Source organism: Aerococcus viridans (assembly GCF_002083135.2).
Lineage (GTDB): Bacteria > Bacillota > Bacilli > Lactobacillales > Aerococcaceae > Aerococcus > Aerococcus viridans_C.
Map to the genome: position 1 here is coordinate 1,199,509 of NZ_NBTM02000001.1, position 12,937 is coordinate 1,212,445.

Genomic DNA, 12,937 nt, shown 5'->3' on the forward strand with positions numbered 1-12,937 from the left:
TTTTTTTCGGGATATTTATTTATTTTAGAATGGCGCCGTGAAGCCACCATCTACAGTGATAATATCACCGTTGATAAATTTAGCCTCATCTGATGCTAAGAATACTGCGACATTGGCAATATCTTCAGGTTGATAACACCTGGGTTTAAGGCGCTGACGGCACCAATCCGAGCGTTCCCAAAGTCACTTGAGTCGGTCACGGTTGAGGCAATATTTGTAGCGATGGCACCTGGGGCGATACCGTTAACACGAATTTTGTTGTTGGTATACATGAAGGCAGTTGATTTCGTCATAGCAGACACAGGGTGTTTAGACGCAACATATGTCGTTCCCGCAACTAAGGCAATGATAGAGAAAGCTAAAACCGAAGGCATATCTATAAGTATTTAAATGTTTAGATCTTTAGATGTTTAAGTGTTTATTTTGAATGATAATTTTTTTCGTGTTCACGTAATTTGTCGCGGGCTTCTTGTGGTAAGCCTTTGCCGTAGTCCATCATACGGACGATGTCTTTGAAGGCTGCTTTTGGTATAGCAAGGTCATCAATATCTTTGTTGGTTAATTGTAAGTCAATTTCATCTGCTTTTCCGGCTGCTAATTTATTGACAAAATCCGGCTCTGTAATAAAAGGCGATGACATCCCCACCATATCTGCATATTGGATAGCTTCCATGGCTTTGTCAGGTGAATTGATCCCACCAGTTGCCATCATGACAACGCGACCATTTAAATGGTCATGAACGATTTTATTGACTGGTTGACCATAGTATTGACCTTCAGCGCGTACAGTATGTTGAAAAATGTTTTGTCCCCAAGAGGCAATAGCGAGGTAATCTAAATCTGCCACTTCAAGGATCCAGTCCACCCATTGGTTAAATTCTTCAACGGTATAGCCGATTTCCTTGCCGCGCGTTTCTTCAGGGGTGCCTCTAAAACCGAGGATAAAATCACTTGGCGCTTCTTCATTGATCACTTTTTGTACTTCTTTAAAGACTTCAAGTCCAAAGCGGGCCCGGTTCTCTAAACTTTGTAGACCATATTCATCTGTCCGTTGGTTTGAATAAGGAGAGAAGAAAGTCTGCATCAATAAACGTTGAGCCGCTGAAATTTCCACCCCAGCAAAACCTGCTTTAATCGCACGGCGAGTGGCGTCTCCGTACTGGCGAACGACTTGCTTGATCTTACGTGGTGACATTTCTAAAACTTGGTGGTCGATTGGCGTATGCAAGTGCTGCGGACTTGGGCCATAAACTGTGTAGTAGTCCAAGATCGCTTGGTTGGCAAAACGGCCAGCATGGGTTAATTGTAGGATGGCTTTGGCGCCGTCAGCTTGCATGGCGGTAGCCATTTTGCGAAGACCTGGAATAGCGCGATCGTCGTCAACGGAGAAACCATATTCAAACAGTTGACCGTAGGGTTCGATGTAGGCAGCACCGGTCACTTGGATGGGAGCTGACTTAGCGCGACGGCTGGCGTAATCGAGGTCTTCTTGGGTGATGAAGCCTTCTTGGGTGGATGAATTGGTTACGATTGGCGATAGGGCAAAGCGGTTTTCGAGGACTAGGCCGTTGGGTAGGGTCACTGGTTGTAACAAAGTCTTGTAATCTTGGGTCATGATTGGTTGTCCTTTCTATGTCTATGGATTTCAGAATGAATTTGGATTGAATATTTGAAAATCACAATAGGTGTATGCGGATACATAATTAGTTGGATAAAAACAAATTATGCAAACATTTGAACAGTTTATATGATATCATGATAATAGTTGAAAAGGCTAGCCCTGTAATTTGTGGATATAATTGTAAACTTGTAATATTACAGTTTATAAAAGTAAAGGAGTACAGTTGTATGACCAATACAGTGAAATGGAATGTCCTTGATTTCGTGGTCCGTGACAAGGGAAAAAGCGATAGAGAGGCTTACGCTGATACACTCGCTTTAGTTAAGACGGCTGAAGATTTGGGTTATCACCGCTTTTGGTTTGCGGAACACCACAGTTTAGCTGCTTATCCATCCGCTGCCCCAGAAATTCTGATGACCCATTTTTTGAGTCAGACTAAGCGGTTGAAATTTGGGTCAGGCGGGGTCATGTTGCCCCATTATGCCCCATTGAAAGTGGCTGAAGTCTTTGCTACAATCGCTCACTTGTATCCTGGCCGGGTGGATTTAGGTATGGGCAACAATCCCGGCCGTCAAGCGGTTCGTGAGGCATTGGATAATAATCTCAAAGGCTACAGGGACAATGAAGAGGCTATGGGGGAAGTGCGAGACTTTCTGACCCAAACAGCCTCCTCTTATGGGGATGTCCAGGTTTATCCGCGGGCTGAAACCCCACCGACCTTGTGGACCCTATCAGCCAGCGAAGAATCAGCTTATAAGGCTGCCCGATTAGGGATTGGCTACGTTTATAGTTTATTATTTAACCAGGACGAAGATGCCATTGAAGTGGCGGGGCGGATTGCGAAAATTTACCGGGACAATTTCCAAGCATCAGCCACTTTAGCTAAGCCTCAATTTATGGTTTCAGCCTTCATTGCTGTTGTGCCAGAGGGAACTGATATCAAGCCACTTCAGCGAGCATTTGATTTATGGATTCTTGGCAAAAAGGACTACAGCGAATTTGACCACTTGCCAACTATCGATGAAGCAGCCAACTATAAGTTTACGCAACCAGATTTGGTTAAAATAGCCCGTAACCGCAAAAAACTCATCACAGGTGATATCCGGCAAGTCAAAATTCAAATTGACCGGATCATTGATGTCACAGCTGCCGATGAATTTATGGTGATCCCGACGGTGCCGGGCATAGAAAGTCGTCAAGAACACCTGGCCTTGATCGCACAAGCCTTTGATATCTAGACATCAGCTTGAGCGGCGATGGCCCTTTTTCCAAAAAATAATGATAACAAAATTACAAGTAAATCATTAGTCAATCAGGGCAAATCATGCTACATTGATCAACAAAGAAGCAATCAAATTTTAGGAGGAAACAACATGCGCAAACTAGCAAATTATCTATGGGTAGAACAAAACGAAGACGAATTCACATTTATCATGACACCAGAATTACAAGACGACATCGGGACCGTTGGCTACGTCGAATTCATCGCCAATGACGGCGACCAAATCGAAAAAGACCAAGCGATTTTAAACCTGGAAGCCTCAAAAACCGTCCTAGAATTGCAAGCACCATTGGCAGGAACTATCACAGCCATCAACAAAGAAGCAGAAGAAGCACCTGAACAATTGAACTCAGAAAAAGCCGAAGCCAGCTGGGTATACAAAATGACTGGCGTAGACCAAGCAGCATACGACCAACTGCCAGAAGCCTAGACTGATGGACAAAGCGCTCAAGACGGCCATTCACTACCTGTGGGACCATCAGAATGAAAGCAGTCACGCCCAGAAAGCCTTTACTGAATCTTTGAAAAGGGCAGGCATCGTCCAAGCTGACGGGACATTGAACTTAGCGTCCATCGCCGACGAAAACGACCGCTGGGCCATTTTCCGTGGGCTAGTCAATGTACGAGACAGCTACCAGCCGAGTGAAGAATATTTGATGGCCGAAGGAGCAGTCTTGCAGGCCAAGCTAGCGCCAGCTGCCAGTCCAGACCAATGGCAAAAAAGCCAGTTGGACCAACGTATTTTTCTTTGGCAAGGGGATATTACCCGCTTGAAGGTGGATGCCATTGTGAACGCGGCCAATAAGAATGGACTAGGTTGCTATATTCCAAACCATCATTGTATAGACAATACAATCCATACAATGGCGGGTGCTCAGGTAAGAACGGACATGGCGCTTGCCCTTAATGGCCGTAAACTGCCAGTGGGGAAGGTCATGGTTACAAAAGCTTACAACTTGCCAGCAAAATTCATTTTTCACACGGTGGGGCCGGTGATTTATAAGGAACCTGTGTCAAAAATGAACCAAGATTTGTTGGCTGCTTGCTATAGAAATTGCCTGGTAGAAGCGGATAAGATGGGGCTTTCGAGTATTGCCTTCTGTGCCATTTCTACGGGTGAATTCCGCTTTACTAAAACCTTGGCCCGGGATATTGCCATCCAAACGGTCCGCGATTATTTGGCGCAGACGGCTAGTGGGTTACAGGTCCTCTTCAATGTCTATTCGGCTGAAGATCTGGCCCTATATGAAGACGTATTGATGTAAAAACGTTAAAAATAATGACGAATTTTTGGAGTAGGTAGGCTAAAAACTAGCTGCCTACTCTTTTTACAGGAAAGGAAGAAGTATAGGTATGTGGAAATCCTTTGAGGACCCTACAGAAAATCAAGCAAGTATGTTAAAAGAAGCAATAACTGAGGCAGATGCTGTAGTTATCGGTATCGGGGCTGGCATGTCGGCTGCAGATGGCTTTACCTATGTGGGGCCGCGGTTTGAAAATAATTTCCCTGACTTTATTGAGAAATATGGTTTCTTCGATATGTTACAAGCTAGTTTATTCGATTTTCCATCGACGCAAGAATATTGGGCTTTTGAATCACGTTTTATCGCCTTAAATTATCTTGATCAACCAGTTGGAGAATCTTACATTGCGTTGAAAGATTTATTAAGAAGTAAACCACATCATATTATTACGACCAATGCCGATAATGCCTTTGCGGCTGCTGATTATGATATAGATAAGGTCTTCCATATTCAAGGAGAGTATATCCTGATGCAGTGTAGTCAAATGTGCCATCAAGAAACCTACCGAGACGACGATTTAATCCGGCAAATGGTGGACCAGCAAGAAAATATGGCGATTCCTTATGATTTAATTCCGCGTTGTCCAAAATGTGGAGCTGTTATGGAAGTAAATAAACGAAAAGCAGGTAAAGGGATGGTTGAAAGTCCAGATTTCTTTGCACAAAAAGCACGCTATGATGCCTTTTTGGATGAATACGAGGGACAAGCTATTCTCTTTTTAGATATAGGGGTCGGTTATACCACGCCACAATTTGTAAAGACACCTTTCCAAGAGATGACGGCTAAAAACCCTAAAGCGATGTATGTACCAATGAATAAGAAATTATACCGCATTCCTGACCACTTAAAACAACAAACGTATCGTTTAGATGAGGATATTGCAGAAACGATTATTGGTGCAAATGCTTTAATGCAGGAGGAATTAGCCAAATGATCGTCATTGAACCAATCCGAAATGGCCAATATATCATGGATGGTGCTTACGCCTTAGCGGTCCAAGTCTATGTGCAAGAGCATCTTGAAATTACAGAGCCGATATTATTACCTTATATCGTCGAGCCAACAGTCCAAGTGGGCCGGTTTCAAAATTCCCTGGTTGAAGTCAATGAAGACTATGTTGAAGACCATGACATCCTACTCGTCCGCCGCGATACCGGTGGCGGGACCCTTTACCAAGACGCCGGCCACGTCAACTTTTGCTTCCTTTATCCAGGGAACACAGATATTTACGGCAATTACGCCAAGATGTACCAGCCAACGATTGATGCCCTAGAGAAATTTGGGGTCAAAGACCTGAGTCAGAGTGGACGGAACGATTTAGAGATTGCTGGTAAAAAGATTTCAGGGGCTGCCATGACCATGAAGAATAATTTAGTATATGGTGGCTTCTCCTTAATGCTTGATGTCGACTATGATGCTATGGTCAAAGCCCTCAATCCTAATGAAAAGAAAATTACTTCAAAAGGCATCCAATCTGTCCGTGCACGGGTAACGGACATCAGAAGTCATTTAGCGCCAGCTTACCAAAAGCTGACCAATTTTGAATTCAAAGATTTGATGGCTGCTGAATTTTTAGGCATCGAGGATATGAGTCAAGCCAAGCGGTATGATTTAACCGACCGAGACTGGGCTATTATCGACCAGATGGTGGCCGATAAATACAAGAATTGGGACTGGAACTTCGGCAATAACCCGACATATGCCATCAATAACGCCGTCCGCGCCCCTGGCATAGGAACCATTGAAGTGTCCTTAGAAGTCGCTAAAGGCCATATTCAAAAATGTCGGATTTATGGCGACTTTTTTGGTAAAAAGGATATTGCTGACCTAGAACAGGTGCTCATCGGCCAACCCCTTAGACAAGAATCGCTGGCTGAGCTGTTAAGGAATATCGATTTAACGCCTTATTTTGGCCCCATTGACCCAACTGTTCTCATTAACCTACTTTTAGCATGATATGCTAAAATATATACATATTAAAGTAAAGAAAGAGTTGAATTATTTTGAGAAAATTAAACGGGCCAACAAAGCAAGGGGTCCAATGGTTGGCCTTGATTGCGTTATTTATTCTAACCGTCATCAATTGGTCGTATCTTGTCCAAACAGTTTCTATGATTTGGTCAGTCGTCTTCCCTTTAATTCTAGGTGGAATGATTGCCTTTGTCTTGAACCTATTGATGACTTGGATCGAGAAATACCTGTATCCAAATGCCAAAAATAAATATCTAAAGGGGTCTAGACGCCCTGTAGCCATTACTCTAGCGGTTTTAATTGTCTGTTTAGTCATTGCAGCGACTGTTGTCATTGTCGTACCGCAATTGGCTTCAGCTGTCATGACCTTGATTGATGTTATTCCAGAAGCGATTCAAAACCTAACAGACTGGTTTAACCGTCAAGAAGCGTTAGTACCCTTAGTCAATGAATTGGCCAACCAAGTCAACATTGATTGGGGTAGCATGTTTTCTAGTGTAGCTAGTGGGATTAATAGCTTAGCATCTAATGTCGCAACCACTTCTGTTTCCGTATTGACAACTTCAGTTGGGGCAGTAACCAACATTTTCTTGGGTATCCTATTTGCTATTTATATTCTCTTTTCAAAGGAGAAATTGGGCAAGCAAGTAGACCGGTTGCTGACCGTTTATGTCAGAGATGATATTCATCAGTTAATTGAGAATGTGGCGCATGTGGCCAATGAAACATTTTCTAAATTTATTTCTGGTATGGTGACAGAAGCCATTATTTTAGGGGCTTTAGTGACAGCCGGATTGTTCATTCTACAAATTCCTTATGCCGCCATGTTAGGTGTCTTGCAAGGTGTTATGGCATTAATTCCAATTATTGGGGCCTTCTTATCGGGTGCGGTTGGTGTCGTGATCCTACTCGCTTTAAGCCCGACCTATGCAGTGGTATATCTCATTTTTGTTTTGTTTGTTCAACAATTGGAAGGGGATTTAATCTATCCGCGTGTTGTGGGTGATTCGATTGGTTTGCCTAGTATGTGGGTCCTATTCGCCGTGACTGTTGGTGGGGGCTTGATGGGTATTCCTGGTATGTTAATCGGGGTGCCAGTCCTAGCTTCTGTCTATAAGATTATCAGGATTGATGTCAGATACCGCGAGCAGGTTAGTCAAGAAGCTGGGGAGCAAGATGTGGATCTGCCAGTGCGCTTTTTAGAGAGTTTACGCCACCAAGCTTTGACTGAGGAAGAAATCGATAAGATGTAACATCGTATAAAAATGCACAAACTTTCTCACATGCGACACATTCACAAGTAAAAACGCGATAAACGTTGAGATATAAAGGAAAGACGCCACTTAATTGTGAGCGTCTTTTTCATTAAGATAGGTTCAAAATCTATAAAAGTACAAAAAATGTACGAAAACATCTGAATTTGTGAAATAACGAATTTGAAGTGAAAAAGATTATTTTTAAAAAAATAACAAAATTTGCAATAATTAGCCCATAAATAAAGGGGCTTAATAAGTTTTTCACAAACTTTCTTTTAAAATTGCTTGCTATGGACTTTGTGAGCTTTTATAAATTATACAACTTTGGTTTGTCATCCCCAAAAAATGGTGTTATTCTGTGCTTGTAAATAAATGAGCAAACGATATGTACACCGAGGAGGAAACATTTAATGAAAGTTGTAGTAGTAGGAACTAACCATGCAGGTATCTCAGCAGCAAATACATTATTAGATTCAGATCAAGACGTAGAAGTTACATTAATAGACCGTAACTCAAACTTATCATACTTAGGTTGTGGGACCGCATTGTGGGTAGGACGTCAAATCGATAGCTACGAAGGGTTATTCTACACAAATGCTGCAGATTTCGAAGCTAAAGGTGCTAAAGTATCTTTGGAAACGGAAGTAAAAGAAATCGACTTTGAAAATAAAGTTGTATACGCAGAAACTAAATCAGGTGAAAAATTAGAAGAAAACTATGACAAATTAGTTTTAGCAACTGGATCTCTTCCAATCGCACCTAAATTACCAGGTAACGACTTAGAAGGATTACACTTCCTAAAATTATTCCAAGAAGGTCAAGCAGTTGACAAAGCCTTAGCAGCAGACGACGCAAACGTTGTATGTGTTATTGGTGCTGGTTACATCGGTGTTGAAATCGCTGAAGCAGCAGCTCGTCGTGGTAAAGAAGTACACATCTTCGATGCTGAAGAACATTCATTAATGAACTACTACGATGTAGACTTCGCAGTAGCAATGGACGAAAACCTACGAGCTAACGGCGTTCACACTCACTTTGGTGAATTAGCTGAAGAATACTTAGGTGAAAACGGTAAGGTAACAGGTCTTAAAACGACTAACGGTGAATACAAAGCTGATGTTATCATCAACTGTATCGGTTTCCGTCCAAATGCTGGATTAGGTGCAGACCACTTAGATACATTCGTTAACGGTGCTTACTTAGTAGACCGTACATTCAAAACAAACGATGACTCAGTATATGCAGTAGGTGACTGTGCAACTAACTACTCAAACGCTGTAAATGACACAGCTTATATTGCATTAGCTTCAAACGCTGTTCGTTCAGGTATCGTTGCAGGTCAAAATATCTTAGGTAACCACGTAGAAGGTGCTGGTATTCAAGGTTCAAACGGTATCGAAATCTTTGGCTTGAAATTAGTATCTACTGGTTTATCAGTACGTGCAGCAGAGAAAAACGGCTTGAAAGTGAACTACACAGACATCGAAGATACACAACTACCAAGCTTCATGCCAGCAGAAGAAAATGGCGAAGTCAAATTACGTATTGTATACGAAGAAGAATCTCGTCGTATCGTAGGTGCGCAAATGGTATCACGCTATGATATATCAATGGGTATCCACATGTTCTCATTAGCAGTGCAAGAACAATTAACAGTCGATAAATTAGCGTTATTAGACTTGTTCTTCTTACCTCACTTCAACCAACCATACAACTACATCACAAAAGCAGCGTTAAAAGCTGAATAATTAAAATCTTAAAAATTAAACTTTAAATCATTGAAAAAGGGCAACCCTCTTAGCTAACCTCAGCTAGGAAAGGTTGTCCTTTTTTCGTGATGTTGGCAATCCTATAAGTGGCCTAAGAAGAATGTCGTCATCATATCCATTGTTTTTGTCCTAACCAAATGGTCTTCATCCTCGTGTACAAAAATAATATTGTCCAAGTGGCTGTTGTCTTTTACGAACCCCACAGTCTGGTCATAAGGGACCCGCCAATCGCGCTCGCCGTGCCAAATGAAGAAAGGTCTGCCTGCTAAGCTGTCAACCTGGGTGGACAAATCATACCGGTCAACCCAAGCCGTCAAATCTCTTAAATCATCTGGAACAAACCGGTTAGATAATCTGCTGGCATGTTCAATTAGTCGCTCTCGGTATTGGATAGGGGTAGGTGAACCCATCATACAAGACGCTACTTTAATTTCTGGATGGTGGGTCAGTAAAGCAGATGATGTAAACCCGCCCATAGAAGTCCCACCAATCCCGATCCGGTCATCTAAGACCAAACCCAGTCGTTTGAAATGTTGGATAATAGCCCCGAATTCAAATAAATTAGATTGGATACTTTGCCAAAAAGTCAAAGACGGGATGGCAGATATGGCTTGCTTGCGGCGACCATGGTTCATAGCGTCTGGTAAGCGGACCCGAAAACCTACTTGGGCCAACTTTCGGCCTGGGTCAAATTCAGTTCCTTATTGGATTGCCAGCCGTGATAGTAGACAATCAAGGGTAATGGGGCATTTCGCTGGTCTAAAGGGACGACTTCAAGCAAAGGTATCTCGCCAATTTGTCGTCTTCTAATGGTTGTTTTCAATGGCACTTCCTCGCATTCAATCACTGGTTACAGCTTTTGTTCACTTGCCAATATAGCGACAGCTAGGAGGAAATGCAAATATTAAGAACTAGCTATTAGCGGGTTATTTCGAGGGGAGGGTTGTGCGAAGAATTTTTCAAAGATTGCTTTTTCCAAAATGTAAACGGTAGTCAAAAACTTAAATTTATTATATGATAGAAAAAATGATAAGGGTTTCAATGATTGAAAGTAAAGAGGTTTGAGCAATTCGCTAATCTATAAGAACTAAAGCAAAAAATGGGAGATATTTGTGGAAGCGGATACAAAAAAGATGCCGTGGTGAGATACAAGTTTAGAGCCAAAGAAACGTGCAGAATTGTTAGTTGAACATATGAATATTGATCAAAAAATCCAACAACTTACCCAGCTCGCGAGGAAGAAACCATTTTCCCTGGCCACCATAAATGCGTTTAGCTGGCTTCAAGAAAGTCTACTTAGAAGCAAGCTAAACAACAGATATCGCTATCACAATTGATCCATTCGCAACCAATCACCTACTAGGCGTATGGGGCCACAACGCCCACGACTTTATCATCGAGCCCGGTGAGTACAAGTTCTACGTAGGGAACGCTAGTGATAATACACCGTTCACTTTACCCTCACCATTCAATAGGATTTAGACACCTTAAACTGGAAACGGCCACCCTGTCATTTTCCGTTTTTTTATTGGATTTTTGACTTAGATTCTGCTAAAGAAATATGAGATTTTGCGATACAATAGAAGAAAGCAAGATTATAAAGGAGATGTTGAAAAATGGCATTACAAGATTACATGACAATCTTAGAAAATATGGGGGCAGCGGTTTTTGCGACGGTAGATAGTGAAGGGAAACCTCGTACACGGTTTGCGAATGTTGGTGTAGCGAATGAAAATGGTATTTTCTTTATGACTAAACCAGGGAATGAATTCTATACACAATTACAAGCAAATGAGCATGTATCAATTTCAGCTATGTCAAATGACGAAAATGGTATTCAAGCCATTACCGTTGACGGTAAAGTGCGTGAAGTGAATCAATCTTACTTGGAGGATATTCTAAAAGACAATCCATATGTAAAAGATGTTTATCCTGATGAAGAAGACCGGAAATCAGTTGTCGCTCTTCAAGTATACGAAGGTAGTGGCTTCTACATGAACTTAAAAGAGCATAAAAACGACACATTCGAATTTTCAGCAGAATAATAAAATTTCTAGGAAGGCTTCGGCTTCAGTTTTTTTCCATCATTGCCTTAGATATAAGATGCTCTTCAGGGCGTTCAAGCGTGTCTGCCCTGAAGAGCTGGACTAGCGGTGAGACCTTATTCTGCCTGGGTCCGAGGGCTTGCCTGACTGACGTTTCAAACTGTAATGGAGGGCCCCCGAACATTCTGATATTTGGCAGGACATCCTTGCTTCACCGCGAAGGCATGCTAGGAAAATTTCCGCCAATGGCTTAACTCGGAAATCTAGCGTACTGTAAATAATACAATTAGATCTGGAAATGGGAAGAGACAAAAAATCTCTTCCCATTTTAATTACTCAATGAGTGAATGAACGCTTATTGGAGAGATGCTATGTTTTCAATACTACAGTTTTTTCTAGCATTTATTTTCATACTATTGTCACTACTACAATTACATATGCTTCTAACTACAGTGCCATCGTTCTAAATATCGTTACGCTTGTTAATGGTAATTAGTTTTTGAAAGTATTTTTACTAGTCTAGTGAATTCACTTTTCAGGTATGGTAAGGTTATTGTAATTTATTTTGATATAAACAATAAGTAAGTCTTTTATCTTATATAGAAGAAAGTTGTAATTAATAAAAAAGTTAGGGGTATTATATGGGGAAGAGGAAGAATCGAAATACGGATGCTTATTACCAAGATCAAACTAGACAGAAGTGGACGGGTTGGATAGTTGGCGCGGCTAAGGTTGTTTTGTGGACGATTGCGTATACTTTAATGGCCTCGGTTCCTCAATTATACGTCATGTTTGGTAGCAATTTGGATAATACCTGGTTAACGGTATTGGGCATTTTAAGTATTATTTATATGCTTGTTGTGAGCTACTGGTTTTATCGCCGATACCAAAAGCAAAATCCAGAAAATGTTGTGGGTTTAACTTGGGATGATATTCTAAAGGACTTAGCTATTTTTGCAGGTGTTTTAGCCTTTAAAATGATTATGTCAGTCATTATGAGTAATATGTACGGAGTAGAGACAACGGTAAATGATGATATGATTTTTGGTCTGCTAGGTAGTAATAGCAATATTTTAGTGGCCTTAAACCTGGGCTTAACTGTGATTACTATGGCCCCAGTAATGGAGGAAATCATTTTCCGCGGTATGATCAGTAAAGGGATGTTCAAGGATAGTTTCTTCTCTGCAGCTATTATCATCTCTTCAGTCTTCTTTTCAAGTATGCATCTTTCAGGTAACTTCATTTCATTCATTATATATGCCGGAATTGGGGCAGCTTGTTACATGGCTTATTGGCGAAAGAAAAATATCAATGATGCCATCTTTATTCATTTCTTGAATAATTTACCAGGGGCAATCATGATTATATTTGGTTTATTTTAGGAAAATTTGCTTGAATAATGCCTCTTTGAAGGGTATTGATGGGATATCGATACTACTTTAAAGAGTTTTTTTACATTTGTTGGGTCCAATATTACATTATTGTTACAGAAATATGGCGTTTATATTTAAAAAAGAAAGCTTTAATTTGAATTTAAGATTTTCTTAAAAGATTGATTTATTAACCTTTTTTTAAAGTTTTTTAATATTTTTTGTGATTTTAGTTCAAGTAGGGTAAATTTTATTAGCGAAACATAGCGTAAAATGAAGGATTTGTGTAAGAAAGAGTAAATGATTTGTAACCTGTTTG

12 protein-coding genes and 1 pseudogene are annotated in these 12,937 nt (G+C 41.0%); 9 read left to right on the forward strand and 4 right to left on the reverse strand.

Annotated elements, in window-relative coordinates; genetic code table 11:
- Positions 1–24 precede the first annotated feature (24 nt).
- The 3 genes from A6J77_RS09505 to A6J77_RS05745 are packed head-to-tail and all read right to left on the reverse strand — an operon-like array spanning position 25 to position 1,615.
- Positions 25–120, reverse strand: a complete 96-nt coding sequence (locus tag A6J77_RS09505; RefSeq protein WP_083070252.1) for an SDR family oxidoreductase — start codon at positions 118–120, stop codon at positions 25–27.
- On the reverse strand, positions 96–374 hold the full coding sequence (locus tag A6J77_RS09295; protein WP_083068964.1) for an SDR family oxidoreductase: 279 nt from the start codon (positions 372–374) through the stop codon (positions 96–98). Before A6J77_RS09295 ends, A6J77_RS09505 begins: the two co-directional genes overlap by 25 nt.
- Positions 375–418: 44 nt before the next feature.
- On the reverse strand, positions 419–1,615 hold the full coding sequence (locus tag A6J77_RS05745) for an NADH-dependent flavin oxidoreductase (protein ID WP_083068966.1): 1,197 nt from the start codon (positions 1,613–1,615) through the stop codon (positions 419–421).
- Between the two features lie 233 nt (positions 1,616–1,848).
- Between A6J77_RS05745 and A6J77_RS05750 the strand changes: the two genes are divergently transcribed.
- The 7 genes from A6J77_RS05750 (at position 1,849) to nox (ending at position 9,182) form a co-directional block, all read left to right on the forward strand.
- A complete protein-coding gene (locus A6J77_RS05750; RefSeq protein WP_193756643.1) occupies positions 1,849–2,859 on the forward strand; it encodes an MsnO8 family LLM class oxidoreductase in 1,011 nt (336 codons plus the stop codon).
- 135 nt (positions 2,860–2,994) lie between these two features.
- Positions 2,995–3,333, forward strand: coding sequence for a glycine cleavage system protein H (locus tag A6J77_RS05755; protein ID WP_083068970.1), 339 nt, complete (start codon positions 2,995–2,997; stop codon positions 3,331–3,333).
- Between the two features lie 4 nt (positions 3,334–3,337).
- Positions 3,338–4,168: a protein-ADP-ribose hydrolase gene (locus A6J77_RS05760; RefSeq protein ID WP_083068972.1), complete on the forward strand. Its 831-nt coding sequence runs from the start codon at positions 3,338–3,340 to the stop codon at positions 4,166–4,168.
- 88 nt (positions 4,169–4,256) lie between these two features.
- Entirely contained in the window at positions 4,257–5,141 is an 885-nt protein-coding gene (locus A6J77_RS05765) for an SIR2 family NAD-dependent protein deacylase (RefSeq protein WP_083068974.1), read from the forward strand.
- Positions 5,138–6,163 (forward strand): lipoate--protein ligase, encoded by a 1,026-nt coding sequence (locus A6J77_RS05770; protein ID WP_083068976.1) that lies wholly within the window; start codon positions 5,138–5,140, stop codon positions 6,161–6,163. Before A6J77_RS05765 ends, A6J77_RS05770 begins: the two co-directional genes overlap by 4 nt.
- 47 nt (positions 6,164–6,210) lie before the next feature.
- Positions 6,211–7,431, forward strand: a complete 1,221-nt coding sequence (locus A6J77_RS05775; RefSeq protein ID WP_083068978.1) for an AI-2E family transporter — start codon at positions 6,211–6,213, stop codon at positions 7,429–7,431.
- Between the two features lie 413 nt (positions 7,432–7,844).
- Positions 7,845–9,182: a H2O-forming NADH oxidase gene (gene nox / locus A6J77_RS05780; protein WP_083068980.1), complete on the forward strand. Its 1,338-nt coding sequence runs from the start codon at positions 7,845–7,847 to the stop codon at positions 9,180–9,182.
- 101 nt (positions 9,183–9,283) lie between these two features.
- On the opposite strand, the pseudogene A6J77_RS05785 reads toward nox, so the two are convergent.
- A pseudogene (locus A6J77_RS05785) lies at positions 9,284–10,026 on the reverse strand (alpha/beta fold hydrolase).
- A 793-nt stretch (positions 10,027–10,819) separates the two neighbouring features.
- On the opposite strand from A6J77_RS05785, the gene A6J77_RS05790 reads away from it, so the two are divergent.
- Together A6J77_RS05790 and A6J77_RS05795 are read left to right on the forward strand one after the other, a co-directional pair.
- Entirely contained in the window at positions 10,820–11,248 is a 429-nt protein-coding gene (locus A6J77_RS05790) for a pyridoxamine 5'-phosphate oxidase family protein (protein WP_083068982.1), read from the forward strand.
- Between the two features lie 641 nt (positions 11,249–11,889).
- Complete coding sequence (locus A6J77_RS05795; protein ID WP_083068984.1) at positions 11,890–12,630, forward strand: CPBP family intramembrane glutamic endopeptidase; 741 nt, start codon at positions 11,890–11,892, stop codon at positions 12,628–12,630.
- Positions 12,631–12,937 lie beyond the last annotated feature (307 nt).